Annotated in this window: 21 protein-coding genes and 1 tRNA gene; 8 read left to right on the plus strand and 14 right to left on the minus strand. The window is 39.1% G+C overall.

Features of this window, described 5'->3' with window-relative positions:
• Window positions 1–37 precede the first annotated feature (37 nt).
• Together R2S57_RS16570 and R2S57_RS16575 are read right to left on the minus strand one after the other, a co-directional pair.
• Window positions 38–832 carry a tRNA threonylcarbamoyladenosine dehydratase gene (locus R2S57_RS16570; protein ID WP_316846063.1) on the minus strand — a complete coding sequence of 265 codons (795 nt, stop codon included), beginning with the start codon at window positions 830–832 and terminating at the stop codon, window positions 38–40.
• A 78-nt stretch (window positions 833–910) separates the two neighbouring features.
• Window positions 911–1,570 carry a TatD family hydrolase gene (locus tag R2S57_RS16575; RefSeq protein ID WP_316846064.1) on the minus strand — a complete coding sequence of 220 codons (660 nt, stop codon included), beginning with the start codon at window positions 1,568–1,570 and terminating at the stop codon, window positions 911–913.
• Window positions 1,571–1,811: 241 nt separating this feature from the next.
• On the opposite strand from R2S57_RS16575, the gene R2S57_RS16580 reads away from it, so the two are divergent.
• Window positions 1,812–2,345 carry a thioredoxin family protein gene (locus R2S57_RS16580; protein ID WP_316846065.1) on the plus strand — a complete coding sequence of 178 codons (534 nt, stop codon included), beginning with the start codon at window positions 1,812–1,814 and terminating at the stop codon, window positions 2,343–2,345.
• 76 nt (window positions 2,346–2,421) lie between these two features.
• Here R2S57_RS16580 and R2S57_RS16585 read toward each other — a convergent pair whose 3' ends face one another.
• From R2S57_RS16585 to R2S57_RS16610, 6 genes are all read right to left on the minus strand, one after another.
• Complete coding sequence (locus R2S57_RS16585) at window positions 2,422–2,631, minus strand: hypothetical protein (RefSeq protein WP_316846066.1); 210 nt, start codon at window positions 2,629–2,631, stop codon at window positions 2,422–2,424.
• A gap of 104 nt (window positions 2,632–2,735) precedes the next feature.
• Entirely contained in the window at window positions 2,736–4,436 is a 1,701-nt protein-coding gene (locus R2S57_RS16590; RefSeq protein ID WP_316846067.1) for a glycoside hydrolase family 3 protein, read from the minus strand.
• Window positions 4,437–4,578: 142 nt separating this feature from the next.
• Complete coding sequence (nadD, locus tag R2S57_RS16595) at window positions 4,579–5,151, minus strand: nicotinate (nicotinamide) nucleotide adenylyltransferase (protein ID WP_316846068.1); 573 nt, start codon at window positions 5,149–5,151, stop codon at window positions 4,579–4,581.
• Between the two features lie 163 nt (window positions 5,152–5,314).
• Window positions 5,315–5,881, minus strand: a complete 567-nt coding sequence (gene gmk / locus R2S57_RS16600; protein WP_316846069.1) for a guanylate kinase — start codon at window positions 5,879–5,881, stop codon at window positions 5,315–5,317.
• Window positions 5,882–5,939: 58 nt separating this feature from the next.
• Window positions 5,940–6,803, minus strand: coding sequence for a YicC/YloC family endoribonuclease (locus R2S57_RS16605; RefSeq protein ID WP_316846090.1), 864 nt, complete (start codon window positions 6,801–6,803; stop codon window positions 5,940–5,942).
• 339 nt (window positions 6,804–7,142) lie between these two features.
• Complete coding sequence (locus R2S57_RS16610; protein ID WP_316846070.1) at window positions 7,143–7,871, minus strand: lysophospholipid acyltransferase family protein; 729 nt, start codon at window positions 7,869–7,871, stop codon at window positions 7,143–7,145.
• Between the two features lie 70 nt (window positions 7,872–7,941).
• On the opposite strand from R2S57_RS16610, the gene R2S57_RS16615 reads away from it, so the two are divergent.
• The 3 genes from R2S57_RS16615 to R2S57_RS16625 are packed head-to-tail and all read left to right on the plus strand — an operon-like array spanning window position 7,942 to window position 10,081.
• On the plus strand, window positions 7,942–8,652 hold the full coding sequence (locus R2S57_RS16615; protein WP_316846071.1) for a hypothetical protein: 711 nt from the start codon (window positions 7,942–7,944) through the stop codon (window positions 8,650–8,652).
• On the plus strand, window positions 8,649–9,374 hold the full coding sequence (locus R2S57_RS16620) for a hypothetical protein (RefSeq protein ID WP_316846072.1): 726 nt from the start codon (window positions 8,649–8,651) through the stop codon (window positions 9,372–9,374). The genes R2S57_RS16615 and R2S57_RS16620 overlap by 4 nt, the downstream gene beginning before the upstream one ends.
• Window positions 9,371–10,081: a hypothetical protein gene (locus R2S57_RS16625; protein WP_316846073.1), complete on the plus strand. Its 711-nt coding sequence runs from the start codon at window positions 9,371–9,373 to the stop codon at window positions 10,079–10,081. Before R2S57_RS16620 ends, R2S57_RS16625 begins: the two co-directional genes overlap by 4 nt.
• A 178-nt stretch (window positions 10,082–10,259) precedes the next feature.
• On the opposite strand, the gene rnc is transcribed toward R2S57_RS16625, so the two are convergent.
• The 3 genes from rnc to R2S57_RS16640 form a co-directional block, all read right to left on the minus strand.
• Complete coding sequence (gene rnc / locus R2S57_RS16630; RefSeq protein ID WP_316846074.1) at window positions 10,260–10,988, minus strand: ribonuclease III; 729 nt, start codon at window positions 10,986–10,988, stop codon at window positions 10,260–10,262.
• A 95-nt stretch (window positions 10,989–11,083) separates the two neighbouring features.
• Window positions 11,084–12,337 carry a beta-ketoacyl-ACP synthase II gene (fabF, locus tag R2S57_RS16635; RefSeq protein WP_131529614.1) on the minus strand — a complete coding sequence of 418 codons (1,254 nt, stop codon included), beginning with the start codon at window positions 12,335–12,337 and terminating at the stop codon, window positions 11,084–11,086.
• A 21-nt stretch (window positions 12,338–12,358) separates the two neighbouring features.
• Window positions 12,359–12,595, minus strand: coding sequence for an acyl carrier protein (locus R2S57_RS16640; RefSeq protein ID WP_008508386.1), 237 nt, complete (start codon window positions 12,593–12,595; stop codon window positions 12,359–12,361).
• A gap of 158 nt (window positions 12,596–12,753) precedes the next feature.
• Between R2S57_RS16640 and R2S57_RS16645 the strand changes: the two genes are divergently transcribed.
• From R2S57_RS16645 to R2S57_RS16655, 3 genes are all read left to right on the plus strand, one after another.
• The gene (locus tag R2S57_RS16645; RefSeq protein WP_316846075.1) at window positions 12,754–13,173 is read left to right on the plus strand and encodes an IPExxxVDY family protein; all 420 of its coding nucleotides are present in this window, start codon (window positions 12,754–12,756) and stop codon (window positions 13,171–13,173) included.
• Between the two features lie 149 nt (window positions 13,174–13,322).
• Window positions 13,323–14,753, plus strand: a complete 1,431-nt coding sequence (pyk, locus tag R2S57_RS16650) for a pyruvate kinase (protein ID WP_316846076.1) — start codon at window positions 13,323–13,325, stop codon at window positions 14,751–14,753.
• A gap of 196 nt (window positions 14,754–14,949) precedes the next feature.
• Window positions 14,950–15,037, plus strand: a tRNA-Ser gene (locus R2S57_RS16655).
• 56 nt (window positions 15,038–15,093) lie between these two features.
• Here R2S57_RS16655 and R2S57_RS16660 read toward each other — a convergent pair.
• From R2S57_RS16660 to R2S57_RS16670, 3 genes are all read right to left on the minus strand, one after another.
• Window positions 15,094–16,002 carry a helix-turn-helix domain-containing protein gene (locus R2S57_RS16660; RefSeq protein ID WP_316846077.1) on the minus strand — a complete coding sequence of 303 codons (909 nt, stop codon included), beginning with the start codon at window positions 16,000–16,002 and terminating at the stop codon, window positions 15,094–15,096.
• A 60-nt stretch (window positions 16,003–16,062) separates the two neighbouring features.
• Window positions 16,063–16,866, minus strand: a complete 804-nt coding sequence (locus R2S57_RS16665) for an SDR family oxidoreductase (RefSeq protein WP_316846078.1) — start codon at window positions 16,864–16,866, stop codon at window positions 16,063–16,065.
• A gap of 154 nt (window positions 16,867–17,020) precedes the next feature.
• Window positions 17,021–19,504 carry a mechanosensitive ion channel family protein gene (locus tag R2S57_RS16670; RefSeq protein WP_316846079.1) on the minus strand — a complete coding sequence of 828 codons (2,484 nt, stop codon included), beginning with the start codon at window positions 19,502–19,504 and terminating at the stop codon, window positions 17,021–17,023.
• Between the two features lie 247 nt (window positions 19,505–19,751).
• Here R2S57_RS16670 and R2S57_RS16675 point away from each other — a divergent pair, with 247 nt between their 5' ends.
• Window positions 19,752–20,807 (plus strand): PCMD domain-containing protein, encoded by a 1,056-nt coding sequence (locus tag R2S57_RS16675; protein WP_316846080.1) that lies wholly within the window; start codon window positions 19,752–19,754, stop codon window positions 20,805–20,807.
• Window positions 20,808–20,815: the final 8 nt, after the last annotated feature.

Here is a 20,815-nt window from a genome sequence, read left to right on the forward strand (position 1 = left end):
TTTTCACGAAATCATGATACTAACAGTCTGCTTTAAGTTAAGACTTTTTGATCTTCTTTTTTGCCAGGGTTTTATGACTGATCCTTGCCGGGCGTTCGGCCATTTCGATTGGAAGTCCAAGCAAATCACGGATCACAACCGATGCACATGCACCACCAAATGCTGCTGGCAAATAAGAAACTGTACCATAGGCCGACCGTTTAAAATTACTTCCATCAGTCATGATCATGGAGTTTTTATCCATTTCTTCTGTTGAAAAAACAGCTTTTATTTTGCTGGCATTGGCGAGTTTATTCAGCCTTTTTCGTACATAACTGGCAAATACGCACTGATACGTATCAGGAAGTAGTGTAATTCTTAATCTGGTCGGATCCATTTTACCACCTGCACCCATTGAACTCACAATGGGCATATTCTTTTCTAAAGCGGTACTGAGTAAGGTGATTTTTGGCATCACGCTATCAATGCAATCCATAATGTAGTCGAATTTCGATTCTAGAATTTCCCTACATTTCTCTGGCGTAAGAAAGGTATTGACCACATGGAGTTTTAATTCGGGATTGATGGCCAATAAACGTTCCTGCATAATTGCCGCTTTACTCATGCCATGATTGGTTGCCAAAGCAGGTAATTGCCTGTTCCTGTTGGTTGGATCAACTACATCACCATCAACAATGGTCATTTCTCCAATTCCAGAGCGGCAGATAAATTCGGCAGCAAAGGAGCCAACACCGCCTAAACCGATCACCAGGACGTGTTTTGATTGGAGTTTTTCTATTCCCTCGTTTCCAACAAGCAGGGCAGAGCGCGAAAGCCAGGTTACATCAGACATATATTTATTATTTTACCACAGATGAAAAGGATGAACACAGATAGTTATTTATCTGTGTGTATCTGTGCTAATCTGTGGTTAATTCTTTAAATTCAATTTGTTCCAGTCGGTAAAAATACGAGCTTTAAGTTCATCAACTGTACATTTTTTTAAAATGGCTGCGGCCTGGTAAATTTCTTCAATCGAAATATCAGCATCGTCGGTTTCCAAAAAGAAGCTGTCGGTACTTTGAATTAGCTTTGCGGCACCAGAGTCTTTCTTTAAAACGGCCAAACCAAAAGAAAGGAGAAATCCTTTACCCAGTAATTGGTGGCCAAGCGTTTCATTTTTATTAAAACCATGAATAATCATCGGCACCTTGACTTTTAATTGGTCTTTAATGGCGATAAGTTCTGAAAAACATTTAACACAATGTAAAATCAATGGTTTGTTGAGCTTTTCTGCCAGTTCGATCTGTTTCTCTAGTATTAGGATCTGATTTTCTAACTTTTCACCCCTCAACCTATCCAAACCGCACTCACCAATCTGTTTAACATTGGTTTGAGTGGCCACAACGGTTAAATACTTCATTTGGAGTTCCAGGTGTTCAACTTTAGCAAACCATGGATGTAAGCCCACTGAAATCGGCTTTGTTTTAGGCATCGCTAAAAAGATATCGCTGGTTAACGATAGGCTTTGAATGCTGATCACCCCTGGTTGAGTAGCAACTTTATGGTTATGTATGTCTAAAAAATCCATTTCAAACAAAGATATGTAAAAATGGAAGATGGAGAATGGAAGATGGAGAATGTAAAAATACATATAGGACTAAACCTTTTTTCCAATTTCCTTTCCATCCTATGGACTATGGACTATGGACTATGGACTATGGACTATGGACTATGGACTATGGACTGTTTCCCCTCTGTAAAGAATTTGCGAATAATCTATGTTATTACTAGACTTTATTACATTTGCATCATTATTATTCATAAAAATCATGAAAAAGATAGTTATTTTATTAACGGCTGTGTTGATGTCGACAGCGGCTTTTAGTCAGGCGAAAAAGGAAGGCGTACATATTTACAACCCACAGGCCGATGCCAAAGCCGAAATTGCTGCGGCAGTTTCGAAAGCAGCCAAAGAAAATAAACATGTTTTATTACAGGTTGGTGGCAACTGGTGCAGCTGGTGTATCGCTTTTCATAATCTGGTTGATAGCACAGCAACCTTGAAAAAATACATTAACGATAACTTCGAAACCGTTTTGGTGAATTACAGTCCTGAGAACAAAAACGAAAGTGTTCTAGCCAGTTTAGGCTACCCTCAGCGTTTTGGTTTTCCTGTATTTTTAATTTTAGACGGTAAAGGCAAAGTCTTACATATTGAAAATTCTTCTTACTTAGAAACTGAAGAAGTTGCCGCAAATGGTAAAAAGAAAGTTGGACATGATGTGAAGAAAATCACCTCATTTTTAAAAGGATGGACAACCACAGCTGTTAGCCCTGAAACGTATAAGGCGAAAGCCAAATAGAGCTTGAGAGCTTAAGGTGAACCCCTTAGAGCTAAAAAGAAAGCCGTCCCGATCTAAAATCGGGACGGCTTTCTTTTTAATCATCTAGATCGTCGTCTTCTACTTCATCATCTAAATTTAACTCGTAAGAAGCTCTTGATGCTTCATCAGCTTGCTCGAGCAAATCTTTGTCGTGCTCAATGCTGGTATCATCGCCACTAATTTCATTGATGTTTTCTACATCATCCTCTCTGCGTAAAGCATCGTTCGGATCGTTCGAATAATTGTCGTCTTCTGGATCTATCATAACCTTAAGTTTTATGATTAGATAATCGTTTTGAGCAGGGAATTGTTTTAAGAAAAAAATTCAGAATGATAAACAATGATTCGTTGCGCCTTTGTGCTTAATAACTATTGGCCATCTCCGAATTTATAAAACGGTGCCACACCAACTGGCAACTTTCCTGTTGGTACCAATCTATTGTTAATTACAGCAGCGGCAGAAATCTGCATATAATCTTCTTTCTGATAGGCAACAACCAATCCTTTACTGTTTTCCAATCCCGATAAACCTGCTAAATTATAAGGATTAGCAAACAAAGCGAATACTGCATTTTTTGCTGATAATTCTTTAATAAAATTCTTTACGCCTGCATTTAAGGGAATATTGTTTGCGGGCCTTGCACGGCTATCATGGATACCCACAATCACCTGGTCAAATGCACCGATTTCGCGGGCAATGTTCGAAATCTGTGTAGCACTTGCATCTTTATCCAATACATAATAAACAGAATTATAATAACCTTTAGAAATCTCTTTTTGAAATGTGGTTACCGAAGGCACACCAATACTGATAATCGCTGTTCTTCTGATCGGGATCAACCGTTTGATGTAATCCTTACCTTTTAGTAGCGTTACCGAGGCATTGGCAAGTTCCTGTACCAAAGCATTACTTGCATTGCGGTTAACACCGGCAACCACGCCCTGGGTTACGATAGTATCGCGTTTGGCTAAACCTGCCCAGTATTTTGCGGTTAATATTTTACGTACACTCTGATCAATTTCTGCCATGCTTACACGGTCTTGCCTTACAGCCTTACGTACTAATTTAATCGCCCTATCGCTGTTTTCGGAAAGCTCTATAATATCGTTTCCGGCAATAATGCCCATTAAATCGGCTTCACCATCTTTAAAATATTTTACCACCCCTTTCATATCCATGGCATCTGAGATAATCAACCCTTTAAAGCCTAGTTTTTGCTTTAAAATGCCGGTAACAATTGGTTTAGACAGGGTAGAAGGTAAGTTTGGCGTATTATCCAATGAAGGAATATTCATGTGTGCAATCATTACGCCCGAAGCACCTTGTTTAATCAGCTCTTTAAAAGGGTACATTTCTAAGGTATCCAATCGGGCAGCAGAGAAGGTAAGCTGCGGCAGATCGTAGTGAGAATCTACATCGGTATCGCCGTGGCCAGGGAAGTGTTTCAATGTGGTTAATAAGCCGCCATCCTGCATACCTTTCATGTAAGCGGCAGCTTTGGTGGCTACATTGTATTTGTTTTCTCCGAAAGAACGGTAGTTAATCACCGGATTTTTAGGGTTGTTGTTGATATCGGCATCTGGAGCCAAATTCATCTGCATCCCCATGCGTTTATAATCTTTGGCCACCTCCAGACCCATTTTATACAACAATTCTTTGTTTTGGATTGCGCCTAGGGCCATTTGATAAGGATAGGAAATGGTACTATCTAAACGCATCCCCAGTCCCCATTCGCCGTCGTTGGCCACAATTAAAGGCACGCGACTTAATTTTTGATAGGCATTAGTCGCTAAAACCTGTCGGCCCGGACCTCCCTGAAAAAAGATAACGCCACCTAATTGTTCCTTTTTAATCACCTGACCAACTGAATCGGTATATTTTTTACCCAGATTGGTATGTGCCCGAACAAAGAACATCTGCGCAATACGTTCTCTACGGTTAAGTTTATTAAAAACCGAATCGACCCATTTGGGTTGATTGGCCAATAATTCTAGATAAGTTTTTTGTTGGGCACTTACAGAAAATGCTGTGCCGCAAAAGGCAATAAGTATAAATAAGTTTTTTCTCACGTGTTTTGTTGTATCTGCTACCGCTAAATTAATAATCAAAAGGCGAATTAAACAAAAACCAATCCAAGTAATCGATTTAATACAATATGTTGTAAGCCTGTTGTTTTTTAGCTGCGGTAAAGTCTGGAATTATTGATGTCCGCTACTTGTACATTCCTTTTCCTTCGATAAAATCTATCACCTTATCGGGCAGGAAAAACTGGATATTCTTTTTCTCCTGTATGGCTTTACGGATAAAGGTTGAAGAAATTTCCATCAATGGCGTTTTGGTAAAAGTAATGGAAGAATGATTTAACCATTCGCTTACATCTGCCCCCGGACGTGGGTAAACATAAATCTGGTAATTTTTTAAAAGCACCTCATAATTTTTCCATTTTTTAAATGATACCAGATTATCCGCACCCATAATCAATACAAATTCCTTTTCAGGATATTTTTCGTGCAGATAGGTTAAGGTATCGATGGTGTAAGATGGCTGAGGTAACGCAAACTCAATGTCGCTAACTCGGATATGTTCCGCATTTTCTGTCGCCAGTTTGGCCATCTCCAACCGGTCGTACATATTTGTCAAAGCACTTTTGTCTTTTAAAGGATTATGTGGTGAAACCACCAGCCAAACTTCATCAAGCTCGGTATGGTTAGCCATATAATTGGCGATAATTAAATGTCCGGTGTGGATAGGGTTATATGAACCGAAGAAAAGGCCAGTTTTCATGTTTGCGGTTTTGAGTATTTATGATCCGTCATTGCGAGGCCGGATTGAGGGAGCCGAAGCAATCTATTTAGCAAAAGATTGCTTCACCCTTATGCACTTTCCCGTCGCTTCGGTTCGCAATGACGGATTCGTTTTGAAAAAAAAGCCTACTTTCTTAAGAAAACTATTTCTTCAAAAAGTTTCCCACCAATTGCTCTGCTTCTGCACAGGCGGTTGCCAGGTCGTAGTTTTTTAAGATTACATCAAATTTATCGGCATAAAGTAATTCTTTTTCGGCCTTGATGAAACGCTCCTGTAATTTCTCCTGACTGTCTGTTCCACGACCGCTTAAACGTTCTTTTAATACGTCTAATGATGGCGGTTGGACAAAAATAGCCAAAGCATCTTCTTCATATTTTCTTTTCAAGCGGATACCACCTTCTACATCGATATCAAAAATAACATGTTTGCCTTCGTCCCAGATGCGTTCGATCTCGGAGCGTAAGGTGCCATAAAAAGTGCCGTTATACACTTCTTCAAACTCCACAAATTCCTGACGGGCAACTTTGTGTAAAAATTCTTCTTTACTAATAAAATAGTAATCGTTTTCATGTGTTTCAGCGCCTCTCAATTCGCGTGTTGTTGCAGAAATAGAAAAGCTCAGCTCAGGAAATTTCGTTAATAAATGATGTACTATGGTGGTTTTACCTGCTCCTGATGGTGCTGAAAATATGATTAATTTGCCTTGCATTTTTAAAAATTTTGCGATTGGCGTCTGGCGTTAAGCGCTTATCGCTTTCCGCCCAACGCTACAACACATTCAGTAATTGTTCTTTTATCTTTTCTAATTCTTCTTTCATACCTACAACAAACTGTTGCATCTGGGCATCGTTTGCTTTGGCGCCCATGGTATTAATTTCTCTGCCTATTTCCTGCGAAATGAAGCCCATTTTCTTTCCATTTGCTTCTTTGCTTGCTAAAGTTTGCAAGAAATAATCACAATGGCTTTTTAAACGTGTTTTTTCTTCAGTAATATCAATTTTATCAATGTAATAGATCAATTCCTGTTCGAAACGGTTTTGATCGATATTTACTTTGCCAACCGCATCATCCAGAAACTGGGTAAATTTATCGCGGATCGCACTAATCCTTTTAGGTTCTAGCTCTTCAACAGATTTAAAATAAGAAAGGATGTTTTTAATCCTCAACTCCAGATCGGCCTTTAAAACCGAACCTTCATCTTCCCTGAATTTATTGAAATTGGCTAAAGCCGATGTGAAAATCTGGAATAAATGGTTCCACTCATCTTCGCTCACACTCTCTTCTTTGTAACTGATTACATCAGGAAAAGTTAACGCTGTTTGCAATAGGTTGCTGCTTCCAGCACCCAATTCGTCGTTAACAGCAAGAAGTTGTTTATAATAGTGGCTTAATAATGCTGTATTGATCGTAGCGCCTGTAACCTCGCCATTGGTGCGTTCTACATTAATGCTTAAGCTTACCTTTCCGCGCTCGATATCTTTACTGCAGATGTTACGCAGGATCAACTCTTTATCAGAAAAAGCTTTAGGGTATTTTAAATTCAGCTCCAGGAATTTACTGTTGAGCGATTTGATTTCGACACTATACTTTGCATTTGCATAATCGGCTGTTGCTAAGCCGTATCCGGTCATGGATTTTATCATGCGCAAAGATAGGGTTTTAAGCCGAAAGGAGAAATAATAATGGGCAAGAGCCACAGTAAAGCATATCGCATAAAATACTTTTACATTTAGAAAACCAGCATTCAGTATTTCTTGGTAATTGCAGCCCCGCTCATTTCATTTCAATCGGGTTTATGTACGACATGGAATTGCTTTTGGCGAGGCCTGATCCCTACAGGGTGCAGAACCTTTGTTCGTAAACCTGATGGAAGTGAACATTCCGATTTTTCATCGGAATAAAACGGACAGCAGGAGGGATTTGGCCAAAAGTGCCGGAGCATTCATTTCTTAATAAAAAAAAATATGATGTTACTTTTCCAATATCCCCAAAATAGCATTAAAAGTTTTTTGTTTCAATTCTTCTAAATCCTCTGCTACTAAATCCTTTACCTCAATAGCTTCCCCAAATACAGTTCTAATCATTCCTGGATAAAGTAAAAGTGGATTTGTTCTTGGTAAATGATCCCTACTGTTTAAAATGGCGAAAGGTAATATCGGCGTTTGGGTTTCTATCGCCAGGCGAAAAGCGCCATCATAAAATGGGTTTAATGGTTGGTCTGATTTATTCATGGTTCCTTCGGGGAAAATCAATATTGATTGTCCATCGGCCAGATCTTTTCTCAGTTCGGCTACAGATTGGTCGCGGCTTTCTCTGCTGCTGCGGTCGATCATCACCACCAAACGTTTGTAAATCCATCCAAATACGGGGATATTAAGCATTTCGATCTTGCCCAGTGGACTAAAAGCCTGTGGAATACAGATCACAATAGCTATGGCATCTAAAAATGAACTGTGATTACCTACATAGATGTAAGCTTGTGAAGTGTCAATTTCTTTACCTTTTGCAGAAAACCACAAAAAAGTAAACAGGCTAAAACTCCATGCCCAGAACTTTAGAAAATAGAAAGCGATTTTCCGCCCGGTTTTCTCCCTAAAAATACTTGTACTGATGATAATAAAGGGACAAACGATTACCATGAGTATGAAAAATACGATTGCCGAATAGCCTAAATAAAATCCGCCCAATAGCTTTCTCATGGTTATTAACGTTTCTTTAACAGTTTGCAAGGTTAACAAATGTTAATTTTACAAAAAATATCTTATAGATATGAAAGCATTTTTAATCACGCTATCACTTTCATTACTATTGTTCTTTTTGCCTAAAAAAACGCTCGCTCAAATTACTTCGGCCAAAGGTGTTATTTTAGAAAAAGGAACACAGATCCGGATTGCATTGGCTGTAGTAACCAATATCAGTAACAAACAATCGGTAGGCAGTAATGATATGGGTTTCTTTCAGATCAAGGCCAAAATTGGCGATACCCTGGTTATCAGTAAAAGGCACTTCGACAATATTACTGTGGTGCTCATCAATGATCTGGATTTGGTTATAAAACTACTCAGGACCGATATGTTGTTGGAAGATGTAACAATTAAAGCAGAAAACAAACAACAAAACTTATCTGCTGTTAGGTTAGAACACCGTAAGAAAACTTATTTTTATGGTAAGAAAAGAAATCCACTTTATTATGCACGTTACCCGTTAGCAGCCATAATGGAGCTGTTTAGTGCAGAACGGAAAAATGCCAGGCGGTTTGATCGATATTATGATAAAGAAACAGAAGAATTGGAGATAGACCGTTTTTTTAACGTTAGAATTGTTAAAAATAATACAACATTAACGGCTAAGCAAATGAATAAGTTTATGTTGGATTACAGGCCAAAATATAAACAGATTAAAGATTGGAATACTTATGATGCCGCTGGATACATTAAAAAATCAGCAAAACAATATTTAGATACTTTAAGAACACCATGAAGCATTTGAAACTCTTTCTTTTACTGATCATCTTAACACAAGGCTTAAAAATCAAGGCCCAGGATTTTGTGCTGAAAGGTGTTGTGATCGAAAAAGGATCAAATGTGCGGATTGCCTTGGCTGGGATTACCAATATCCGCAGTAAAATGGGCGCAACGAGTAACGATATCGGAATGTTTCAGTTAAATGCCCAGATTGGCGATACCCTGATGATCCAAAAAAGAAATCTGACCGATCAAAAAGTAGTGGTTAAAACAGATGATGATCTGGTGGTCTATTTGGTTAGAGGAAGCACAATGCTCGAGGAGGTTACGGTTAAAGGCCAGACTAAAAAGCAGGAAATGGAAGGCATAAAGAGGGATTTTAAACGGAATGGTTCGTTTTTTGAAGGTAAACCACCGTTGGTATTGCTCAGTCCTTTTGGTGGCAGCCCCTTAACATTTTTTTACGAGCTTTTTGGCAAAACACCAGCCAGAGCCCGTAACTTTAACCGTTATTACAAAAGGGAATTAAGTTTAATCGAAGTGGATAAGTTTTTTAATAAAAGCCTAGTTTCGAAAAATACAACATTAACAGGGAAAGACCTCAATAAATTTTTGCTCGATTATTACCCAACACGCAGCGCGACCATTAATTGGAGCAATTACGATGCTGTTAAATACATCAAAGAATCGGCAAAGAAATATACCGATACCTTGAGAAACACAAATAACTCACAATGAAAAATTTAAAATTTACCGTTATACTCTTCGTTCTTACCTCAATCGGCTTCATTACAAAGGCACAGGATTTTATTGTGAAAGGTGTGGTGATCGAAAAAGGTTCGAATATCAGGATTGCCCTATCAGAAATTACCAACCTGCGCACCGGAATCGGTGTGGGCAGTAACGACATCGGTATGTTCCAGTTAAAAGCTAAAATTGGTGATACACTCCTGGTAATCAAAAGAGATCTGATTGATCAGCGGGTGGTGGTGAATAGTGAAAAGGATCTGGTGATCTATCTGGTTAGGGGAAGTACCACCTTGGATGATGTAACGATTAGGGGAAATACAAAACAACAGGATCTGGACGAAATTAAACGTGAATTCAAAAATAAGGGCGTATATAATGGTGGGAAGACAACAGTTTTATCCGCTATATTTAGTCCCTTAAATGCCTTATATAACCTATTTGGTACGGATCCTAAAAATGCCAGAAGGTTTGGCCGATATGCCGATAATGAAATTAAACAATCGCAGATTGATGTATACTTTAATCAAAGCATGATTAAGAACAATACTGAACTGAGAGGCGATACCTTAGAGAAATACATGTTAAACTGTCGCCCTGAATTCGACAAGGCACAATATTGGAACAGTTACGATTATATCAAATACATTAAAGAATCTTCGAAGAAATTTACTGATACATTAGGGAAGGGGAAATGATTTAGTTTGGAGTTTGGCGTTTGGAGTTGAGCGTATTGGGGGCAGAATAAAGTCCGGAGTTTTTAGTTCGGAGCTGAAAATTCTGATTGCAGAGATTAAGAGGGAAATTCCTGCGGAGTTTTAACCTTATCTGATCAACCCATTATACAGTTCACCCAATGAACCAATGACCAATGAACTAAATACTCAGCGCTTCGCAAGCTTTCTCTGCCGCTAATTTTTCTGCGTTTTTCTTGTTATAATCCCTTCCGGTACCCACTTTTTCGCCTTCAACTACAGCACTTATGGTAAACAGTTTAGCACTTTCGCCTTCACCATTTTCAGCCAGTTCGAACATTACGTCTTTACCATGGCGTTGGCACCATTCGATTAGCTTACTCTTGAAGTTGGTTTCAGTTAGTTCTAAGGTGTGGATATCGATGTGTGGTTTTACAATTCGGCGCAACAAAAACTCTTTGGTAAAGTTGTAGCCCTTATCCATGTAAATGGCACCCACAATGGCTTCAAAAGCATCGCCCAACATCGAATTGTGTTTGGTTTGTATGCTCACCGAACGCTGATCGAATTGAATAAGCTTATCGAAACCAATTTTTTTTGCCAACTGGTTTAAATTAGCCCGGTTTACAATCTTTGAGCGCATTTCGGTCAAAAAACCTTCTTCTTTGTAAGGGTAATGTTTAAAAAGCAATTCTGCAATTACCGAACCTAAAACAGCGTCGCCTAAAAATTCTAAGCGTTCGTTACTGCTCCTGCTACCATTTTTTAGAACCTTTGCTACAGAACGGTGTCTGAACGCCATTTGATAAAGCGTAACATTGCCTGGAACAAAGCCTAAAATGTTTCTCAGCTTTTTAACAAACTCCTTTTGGGGAGAGAGATAAAGTTTATATAATTTTAATATCGGCATTAAATAAATAACACAATTAACGGCTAATGAGCATATTGAACTAAGTTATCTATTTTTAATTAGCATACAAAATTATATAGCAGGGCTGTTTTAAATTAATCTTCGTATTTCTTAAAAATAACAGAAGCGTTATGGCCGCCAAAACCGAATGTATTACTTAAAGCTGCTCTAACGGTACGTTTTTGCGCTTTATTAAAAGTAAAATTCAATTTAGGGTCAAATGCAGGATCATCTGTAAAGTGATTGATTGTTGGAGGAACAATATCATTTTTAACAGAAAGAATTGCTGCAATAGCCTCAATAGCTCCGGCTGCACCCAAAAGGTGGCCAGTCATTGATTTGGTTGAACTGATGTTTAAACGGTAAGCATCTTCACCAAATAATGTACCAATGGCTTTGGTTTCACTAATATCACCCAGTGGTGTAGAAGTACCATGTACATTGATATAATCTATATCCGCAGTTGTTAAACCAGCATCTTTTAGTGCATTGGTCATTACCATTCGAGCGCCTAAACCTTCGGGATGTGGTGCCGTGATGTGATTTGCATCGGCACTCATTCCACCGCCAACAAGTTCTGCATAAATTTTTGCACCCCTTGCCTTTGCATGTTCAAGTTCTTCTAAAATAATGGTTCCTGCACCTTCACCAGCTACAAATCCATCACGGTCTTTATCAAAAGGACGCGATGCCGTTGCCGGATCATCGTTACGTGTTGATAATGCATGCATGGCGTTAAAACCACCCATACCCGCTTCATTGATGATCGCTTCAGAACCTCCACTGATAATCACATCAGCCATACCCAAACGGATATAGTTAAATGCATCAATCATTGCGTTGGTAGAAGAAGCACATGCCGAAACAGTTGCAAAATTTGGCCCACGTAAGCCGTATTTGATCGAGATATGCCCTGGAGCAATATCAATAATCATTTTAGGGATAAAAAATGGATTGTATCTTGGCGTACCATCTCCCTTGGCGAAATTCGAAATTTCATCCAGGAAAGTTTTCAATCCACCTATGCCCGCGCCCCAGATAACTCCGATCCGGTTGGTATCTAATTTTTCAAAATCAAAACCACCATCTTTCACAGCCTCATCTGTTGCTACAAGAGCATATTGTACAAACGGATCTAGCTTGCGGGCTTCCTTTTTCTCCAAAAAATCTTCCGGATTAAAATTTTTTACCTCACAAGCGAATTTGGTTTTGAACTTTTCAGTATCAAAACCCTTAATAGGAGCAGCGCCACTCACCCCGTTAGTCAATCCTTCCCAAAAATCGGGAACATTATTGCCTATAGGAGTGAGCGCACCCAACCCTGTTACTACTACTCTTTTTAATTCCATTTATACTGAAAAAGCGTAATTCTATTTAACGTTTTTTTCCAAATAAGCAATCGCTTGACCAACTGTACCGATGGTTTCAGCCTGATCATCAGGAATAGCTACATTGAATTCTTTTTCAAATTCCATAATCAACTCTACGGTATCTAAAGAATCTGCACCTAAATCGTTGGTGAATGAAGCCTCTGGCGTAACTTCGCTTTCGTCAACACCTAGTTTTTCTACGATAATAGCCTTAACTCTTGAAGCAATATCAGACATAATTTTATAATTTAATGGTTAAATAATTCTGTGCAAAGAAAAATAAATTCTTACAATTTTCAAATGTTTTTATTTCGATACGTAATTTTGGTATCTCAATAACACAGCGAATATAGAATTAGTTTTTTAATTTCGTTCTGTAAATAATTTATTTCGCTTTGAATAGAACTTACCTAAAACTTACCTTAGACCTTGATTTTATACTAATTGCGATCACAGCACCCCTAAAAGACTATGTGCTTTGCCACAAAATTAATACCCGCTTAAACACACAATTTGAAAAAATAGATGACCACGAAATATTTTTTAATATCGACGAACCAGCCTGGTCTTTCTCTAAATATTACTTTTTTGTAGAGCAAGGTGAGGTAGAATACTACTTAATATGCAATAAAAGTAGCGATGGTTTCTTAATTCCGGAGATGAACAAAGTAGATTTTTTTATTATTATTAAAGAATTTATTGATAAGGAAGATCTGGATTATCTGATCACCGGATTAAATAAACTGCCTGATATACAGGTGGCTGCAAAAATAGATCCAACCAAGTTAAAGAGTAAGGAGAATTTGGTAATATAAAAATTATATACTTGGTGTATTAAATACACTATATTTGATGGTTACAAACAAAGAACAAAAGAACAAAATATATAAAATTTAATGCAGTTTGATTATTTTAGATAATAATTATGCTTTCTTAAACTGCATTGCTAAAATCAATTAATTAAATGAAACCTTTTCATTCGAGAACTAAAATTGTTGCCACGCTTGGGCCTGCGTCAGCAAAACCTGAAGTATTATATAGTATGTTTAACGCAGGTTTAGATGTTTGCCGCCTAAACTTTTCGCACGGATCACAAGCAGATCATCAGGCGGTTTTGGATACCATCCGCGATTTAAACAAAAAATACGATTATAATGTAGGTATCCTTGCCGATTTACAAGGGCCTAAAATCCGTATTGGTTTAGTAAAAGAAGGTGGTATTAACCTGATTAATGGTAAAACCACTGTAATTACCACTACCGAATGTGTAGGTAACGAAGAACGCATTTATATTACTTACCAAAGCTTCCCTCAGGATGTACAGGCAGGCGAAATTATCCTTTTGGATGATGGAAAACTGCAGATGAAAGTAATTTCTACCAACTTAAAAGATGAGGTAGTTTGCGAAATCGTTCACGGTGGTATTTTAACTTCCAGAAAAGGTGTAAACCTTCCAAATACTAAAGTTTCTATCCCTTCATTAACTCCAGAAGATCGTGAGAACTTAGAGTTTGTTTTAGAAAATGATGTAGAATGGATCGGCTTATCTTTTGTGCGTAAGGCTGATGATATTATCGAACTTAAAAAAATTATTGCAGAACGTGGTAAAACTGCCCGCGTAATTGCTAAAATAGAAAAACCGGAAGCAATCGCTAACATCGATGAAATTATCGCTGTTTCTGATGGTATTATGGTTGCCCGTGGTGATCTGGGTGTTGAATGCCCGATGGAAGAAGTTCCATTGTTACAGAAAATGATCGTTGCCAAATGTAGAGCAGCATCTAAACCTGTAATTGTAGCTACACAAATGTTAGAGAGCATGATCACTACACCTCGCCCAACACGTGCTGAGGTAAATGACGTGGCCAACTCTGTTTTAGATGGTGCTGATGCGGTGATGTTAAGTGGTGAAACTTCAGTTGGAGAATTTCCATTGATCGTAATCGAAACCATGCAAAAAATTATCCAGAACATTGAGCAGAACAATTATCCGTTCAATCCTGATAAGTTTTTAAAACCAAAATCTCCATCTTTCTTAAGTGATGCAATCTGTGATTCGGCTTGTTTCTTAGCTAAACAAACTAATGCAGTAGGTATTGTTTCGATGACTTTAAGTGGTTATACTGCTTTCGAAATTTCGAGCCACCGCCCGGAAGCTTTAACGTTTATTTTTACAAGCAACAGGGCATTATTAAACGCGGTAAGTTTGTTATGGGGCGTAAGAGGTTTCTACTATGATAAATGGGAAAGTACCGATAACACCATTATCGAGGTAAATGAATTCTTAAAAAGCAAAAAATTGGTTAAACAAGGTGATATTGTCATCAATACGGCTGCTATCCCGATGGAAGCAAAAGGCAAAACCAATATGTTAAAAATTACGGTTATCGATTAATTTCTGATCTCATATTTAAAATGCTCCCGATTTAATTGGGAGCATTTTTTTTATCAATAAAAAATATACTTTTGCAATCCACCTTGGAGAGGTGTCAGTGCAAAGGACCCCTATGGGGAGTGACGATTGAGCACGCTTGGAAAATAGAGACTAATAATTAAACTTTGCATGCTTGCAATAAAAAATTTATAAAACAGGAGAGGTGTCAGAGTGGTCGATCGAGCACGCTTGGAAAGCGTGTGTACTGCAAGGTACCGCGGGTTCGAATCCCGCCCTCTCCGCCAGTAAATTGGAGCCCGACTTTTTAGTCGGGCTTTTTTGTTATCTAGCATTGTGAAGCTTAATTAAAAGAATGCCTAAACTCACCTGGCGATAAATGTGTTTTGGTTTTAAAGAATTTACTAAAGGATTGTGGATGCTCAAAACCCAGTTGATACGCAATCTCACTTACTGATAAATCTGTGGCCGACAATTTTTCTTTGGCCTTTTCAACTAATTTTTCGTGAATGAGCTGTTGGGTATTTTGACCCGTTAAAGCCCTGAGCATATCGCTTAAATAACGTGGCGAAAGGTTTGCTCCAGCGGCAAGATATTCGACGGTGGGCAGCCCATCAACCAACGATTTCTCATCAGCAAAATAATCCTCCAATAAATGCTCTATTTTAGTTAATACATCATGGTTAACCACCTTTCGGGTAATAAACTGCCGTTTGTAAAAACGATTGCTATAATTGAGCAACACTTCGATGTAAGATACGAGTACATCCTGACTGATATCATCAATAGAAGTATTCAGTTCTTCGTTAATGTTATCGAAGAGCCCTAAGATTATTTTTTTCTCCTTGTCCGACAGAAATAAAGCTTCATTGGTTTCATACGAAAAGAAACCATATTTTTTGATGGTTGTTCCCAGTGGGTGATTTCGGATGAGATCGGGGTGGAACAGCAGTGTTGCCCCATAATATTTCGCTTCGTCATCTACAGAAATCAATTGATTGGGTGATGTAAACATCATACCACCCTCGTTAAAATCGTAATACCCCTGTCCGTAACCCATACGGCCAGTAGTGGAATATTTATAGGATATTTTGTAAAAGTTGAGGAAAAACGGACGGTCCAACATGTCGGTATTGGTTACCATCAGCGAATTATCCACTAAACTGATTAATGGATGCACAGGTTTGGGTACCTGCAACAAGGTATGTACTTCAGAGATCGTCGAAATTCGGAGTGGTACTTTCTTTTCCATTATATAAAAATACAAATATTAGGGCAACACAAAATATTCGGTCTGTATTGCCCTGAATTATTATTTACCTAAAAATACCTTTGCAAATTCTGTCCTAAAGGCTTCATCGCCCTGCGCCAACCTTTGCGCATATAAAGCTTTGGCATCTTCTCCCGCTACGTAACGCAGTTTGGTTTTGCCATCTGTTGCGGCTTCATATACTACTTCTGCAATCTGTTCCGGAGATGAAGCTGTTTCCATCATGTCACCAAAACCCGCCATCATCGATTGTACCAATGGATCATAATCTTCAGTACTTGACAGTTCTAAAGAACGGCCAGAGAAATCTGTTGCAATTCCGCCCGGTGATACGGTTTTGATGTTTACACCAAAAGTGTTCAGCTCGAAGGCCATACTTTCGCTCCACCCTTCCAATGCCCATTTGGTAGCGTGATAGGTTGAACCCAGGGGAAAAGCGATTAAGCCACCGATAGAGGTGGTACTGATGAATAAGCCATCTTTCTTTGCCCTGAAATAAGGAATAAAGGCCTGTGTAACACGAATTACGCCCAATAGATTGGTATTGATCTGTTTTACCATCTGCTCATCGCTAAGCGCTTCTAATGGGCCAATTAGGCCATAACCTGCGTTGTTGAATACCACATCTACACCTTGTTCAATAGCTGCTTTTGCCGTAGATTGGATTTGGGCTAAATTGGTCACATCCAAAGGCAATACCGTAACATCACTTAAGGCGGTTAATTCTGTTTCCTTTTCTGGATTACGCATGGTAGCAATCACTTTCCAGCCCCTATTTTGAAATAATTTGGCAGCAGCTTTCCCTAAACCTGTAGAAGCCCCTGTAATAAAAATTGTCTTTTGCATTTCGATTGTTTTAAATTGATAAAACAAAGTTGGGGCAAACAACAACGTCCTACGTAGCCGAATTGAGTTTGTTTGTAGTATAAATGACGGATAGATACCCGGCTTGAAACAAAGTAGATACTGTTCGCTAAACCCTTAGCAATCTCAAATAGACTTATTCTGTGCTGTCTTTTTCTGGTCTCGGTAGGGCTTGGTGCAAATAAATATCCTGTTGCGGAAAAGGTATTTCAATTCCGTTACTGGCAAACACAGTCGTAATTTGCAAAATAAGATCACTGCGTATGGCTGCTGAATCCTTTATTTTCCTTGCCCAAAAATATACTTTAACATCAATCGCACTATTGTTAAATTGCTCAAAGTGAACAAGTGGGGCGTTTGTTTTACTAATCCTGTCGTCATTATGGATAATTTCTGTGATGAGGTCTCTGGCTTTTGTCAGGTCTGCGCTGTACGAAATGCCAACCACTATCGAGCTGCGTTTTCTGTTCCCACCCAGTGTCCAGTTGGTGAGATGAGAATTGAGCAGGTCGCCATTTGGCATTACCACATCAGCTCCGTCTAATGTCGTGATCACACTACTCCGAAATCCGATAGATTTCATTGTTCCGTTCTGCCCGTCAATCTCCACAATATCTCCTACGTTAACCGGTTTTTCAAATGCAATAATTAAACCACTTACCAGATTGTTTACCAGGGTTTGAAGTCCGAATCCAATCCCCACACCAAGCGCGCCGATGACAATGGCAATGCGGTCTACCGGAATACCGCCTGCCGCAATGGCTAGAAAAAAGCCAAGGCTTAAAATAACGATCCTAATGATGAGCAGCCAGCTTCCTACACCTTTTTTTCCGCCCTTATCGTCGTTGGTGGCGGCCAGGTGATTATCAGATGCAAAAAACGATACGATCTTCGAAATCATTACGGAGATGGCCAAAATGGCGATAAACAATAACAGCCTGTTGATGGTGAAGGTATAATCGCCTATGGTACGTTCGGTGGCGAAAAAATTACGTATAGGAACGGCGATATAGTCGAACCAGGCAAAATTTCTACCGAATAATATCATCCAACCCAATACAAGCAGGATATAAAAAGATGCAGGGGCTCTTTTGCCTACCTTCTCGAGATTCAGATAAAAAAGTTTCCGGTCCTGTTGTACATATACATTAAAGGCCAGGAACAGTCCTTCGTTAACCAGCCTAACCGTCCAGAGAAACAATATGGCAACCACAACATTTAAATAACCGCTAATGAGAAGGGTTTTGGCGAGGTTATATCTGCCGAAAATATTGGCGATGATTGATATGCCTTCCAAAACAGCCATAAAGCCGAGCGCGTAAACGATCCATTTTTCTTTAAGTTCCGACTTACGGTTCGTAGCAGTAACGGATATCCCAAATAATAGACCGATTGTGGCCAATATCAGCATAAACCACCGTTCTTCCCTTGATGCCTGGAGTACTAAATTAAGCGCTGAAGCCAAAACAAAAAGCACTACCGATAGCAGCCATACCTTCATCCAGTATCTGGTAATAAAGCCCCTAAACAGGATCGAAAGACAACAGGCCGATAGGATGGAAAAAATTGCGGTAAGTGCAAATGGGGGCGAAAAGAATATGAATTGAAATAAGTTTATAACAATCACTATCGCAGACAAGACCGGACTTCTGAGCACCAATTGATCACTATATTTGTCATTAATCAAATTGTTATCCATGTAGATGCTCTTCAAAGAGCGGAGATAAATGAATGCGATACAGACCAAAATAATTATAAATAGGAAAAGAAAGGTATTGTTTTGGAAGTAAAACGATAAATTTAGCCAACCTTTTGCTTCTGCCTGTGCCAATATCTGATCAAGAGGTCTTGAATATTCTTTTTTAACCCAAATGTTGCCAAAATCTCTTTGAAAAGCATTGTTTGCCATTTTTGCCTTGAATTGATTAACCTGCTGAAGACTGGTCTGCAGTTTCAAAATTAAAAGGTTGGTATTGTTTAACTGGTTTTGCACATTATCGGATACCTTTTTTAACACACTGTCCGTGGGTTGAACCTGATAGGCAATCACCACAAGATGTTTTAAATACTTGGATAGGGTAGTAGAGTCGTTTGAAAATTTAAAGAGTTCAGGTTTACTGATCAACGAGTCTAACTCGTACCTAAAATTAACCAGGTTATTGTGGTAAACATCCAGGCGTGTTTTAATCGTATTGGCTTTATTTAATAACTCATCAATAATTTTCGAGGTTGCTGTTAAATTTCTATAAGTTTGTGCACTACCCTGATTGATCAGCACACCATCCCCAGCCACCATAAAATTGCGCTCGATCTCGCTAAGCTGTTTTGTTGAGATAGCCGTATCCGGACCATTTTGCATATACATACCTGCTTTTTGTATGGTGAGCTTAATGTCTTCAAAAGTTTTGTTCTGCGCCATGAGCGCTTTATCTGCATTAAGGTCGTTGGCACTTTCTTTTGCCGATTTCCTGGCGAAGGCTTGCATGCGCGCAACATAGCCGATATTGGTGCTGTCTGAACTCTTGTTCTTTATAGTGTCGCCGGCCGATTGTGCTAAGGCAGAACCATAAAAGAACCCCGCTAAAACAATAAAATAGACAGCAATTATATTTTTTTTCATCCTGGTAACGTACAATTAAGCTTAAATATATTGTTAAAATACATGATTATCAATTTCTGTGGAAATTGGTATGCCCAGATTTAATAGCGGAATGATTGATTAATTCTGGCATTAATGACTATATCCCATAAATACAACTGTCCGGAATATTGAGCTGGAGATGGGCATCATCCATTTTTATTATCAATATTTTAACTATTTTGCAGTATAATGTGCTGATAATTGGATGTCTATCAATAAAATACCTATGAAAAGATATTTGGGTCTACTGATCGTTGCTGTTTGCCTGGTTTCGTGTATTAAAGATGCACCCCTAAACCCGGAAGCGGATATTGAAGTCTTCACTGTACCGCAGGGGCAGTTAACCGGGCAAACGAATATCGACCAGGCCAACAGAAAAATACAGGTTTTTTTAACCAAAGAAGCGTTTGAAAAAGGGATTTCCCCAAACCTTGTGATTTCGAAAAATGCAAAGGTGAAACCTGCTTCAGGTGATTCAATACATTTTAATAAAGGTGCTGTCGAATATACGGTAACGTCCGAACGGGGTGATGATATCAAAAAATACACAGTTGAAGTGATCAATGTTGGCGATTGGAATTTCGAATTCGAAAACTGGGCACAAAACGCAAATGATAAATACGAGTTCCCGGTTGAAAGTAATGGAACTGCCATCTGGTCGTCGGGCAATCCGGGTGTGGCCTTATCTGGTGTGCCGCCACTGGTATCGTCGTATCCCACCCGCTCAACAACCGACGGTTATCAGGGAACTAAAGCCGCCGAAATGGTTACCATTAAAGGCACTACACTTTCGGCTATTGTGGGGATTTATTTATACGCCGGATCCCTTTTTCTTGGCGATTTCAATAGCGAAAATGTTCTTGCAGAACCTTTGGCCGCTACAGAATTTGGTGAACCATACATTGGCTTGCCTGATAAATTTGTTGGCGATTACAAGTATACGCCCGGGGCAAGTTTTCAGGATGAAAATCAGAAAATAATACCAGGCAGGGTTGACGAATGTTCCATATATGCGGTGCTTTTTGAAGGTAACGAGCGTTTGAACGGCAAAAACATCAATACATCTGATCGGGTAGTGGCGGTTGCCAGGCTTTCGGACGGAACGGCAAAGGCAAACTTTACCAAATTTGATATTCCCTTCGTGTACAAGGCCGGATGGAACGCTTCTGGAAAAAACCTCATGATGGCCATTGTTGCCTCTTCGAGCAAGGAGGGGGATCATTACAGGGGCGCACTGGGCAGCCGCCTGGTAGTCGACAATCTTTCGGTAATCCCTAAATAACAGATGTG

Source organism: Pedobacter psychrodurus (genome assembly GCF_032678585.1).
GTDB classification, from domain to species: domain Bacteria; phylum Bacteroidota; class Bacteroidia; order Sphingobacteriales; family Sphingobacteriaceae; genus Pedobacter; species Pedobacter psychrodurus_A.

Excerpts from the sequence above, each read along its gene's own strand:
- R2S57_RS16660 (WP_316846077.1), bottom strand. The coding sequence starts at position 16,002 with ATGGAAAAGAAAGTACCACTCCGAATTTCGACGATCTCTGAAGTACAT.
- R2S57_RS16570 (WP_316846063.1), bottom strand. The coding sequence starts at position 832 with ATGTCTGATGTAACCTGGCTTTCGCGCTCTGCCCTGCTTGTTGGAAAC.
- R2S57_RS16670 (WP_316846079.1), bottom strand. The coding sequence starts at position 19,504 with ATGAAAAAAAATATAATTGCTGTCTATTTTATTGTTTTAGCGGGGTTC.
- R2S57_RS16610 (WP_316846070.1), bottom strand. The coding sequence starts at position 7,871 with ATGAGAAAGCTATTGGGCGGATTTTATTTAGGCTATTCGGCAATCGTA.
- fabF (WP_131529614.1), bottom strand. The coding sequence starts at position 12,337 with ATGGAATTAAAAAGAGTAGTAGTAACAGGGTTGGGTGCGCTCACTCCT.
- rnc (WP_316846074.1), bottom strand. The coding sequence starts at position 10,988 with ATGCCGATATTAAAATTATATAAACTTTATCTCTCTCCCCAAAAGGAG.
- nadD (WP_316846068.1), bottom strand. The coding sequence starts at position 5,151 with ATGAAAACTGGCCTTTTCTTCGGTTCATATAACCCTATCCACACCGGA.
- R2S57_RS16605 (WP_316846090.1), bottom strand. The coding sequence starts at position 6,803 with ATGACCGGATACGGCTTAGCAACAGCCGATTATGCAAATGCAAAGTAT.
- pyk (WP_316846076.1), top strand. The coding sequence starts at position 13,323 with ATGAAACCTTTTCATTCGAGAACTAAAATTGTTGCCACGCTTGGGCCT.
- R2S57_RS16615 (WP_316846071.1), top strand. The coding sequence starts at position 7,942 with ATGAAAGCATTTTTAATCACGCTATCACTTTCATTACTATTGTTCTTT.
- R2S57_RS16665 (WP_316846078.1), bottom strand. The coding sequence starts at position 16,866 with ATGCAAAAGACAATTTTTATTACAGGGGCTTCTACAGGTTTAGGGAAA.
- R2S57_RS16580 (WP_316846065.1), top strand. The coding sequence starts at position 1,812 with ATGAAAAAGATAGTTATTTTATTAACGGCTGTGTTGATGTCGACAGCG.
- R2S57_RS16585 (WP_316846066.1), bottom strand. The coding sequence starts at position 2,631 with ATGATAGATCCAGAAGACGACAATTATTCGAACGATCCGAACGATGCT.
- R2S57_RS16625 (WP_316846073.1), top strand. The coding sequence starts at position 9,371 with ATGAAAAATTTAAAATTTACCGTTATACTCTTCGTTCTTACCTCAATC.
- gmk (WP_316846069.1), bottom strand. The coding sequence starts at position 5,881 with ATGCAAGGCAAATTAATCATATTTTCAGCACCATCAGGAGCAGGTAAA.
- R2S57_RS16575 (WP_316846064.1), bottom strand. The coding sequence starts at position 1,570 with ATGGATTTTTTAGACATACATAACCATAAAGTTGCTACTCAACCAGGG.
- R2S57_RS16675 (WP_316846080.1), top strand. The coding sequence starts at position 19,752 with ATGAAAAGATATTTGGGTCTACTGATCGTTGCTGTTTGCCTGGTTTCG.
- R2S57_RS16620 (WP_316846072.1), top strand. The coding sequence starts at position 8,649 with ATGAAGCATTTGAAACTCTTTCTTTTACTGATCATCTTAACACAAGGC.
- R2S57_RS16640 (WP_008508386.1), bottom strand. The coding sequence starts at position 12,595 with ATGTCTGATATTGCTTCAAGAGTTAAGGCTATTATCGTAGAAAAACTA.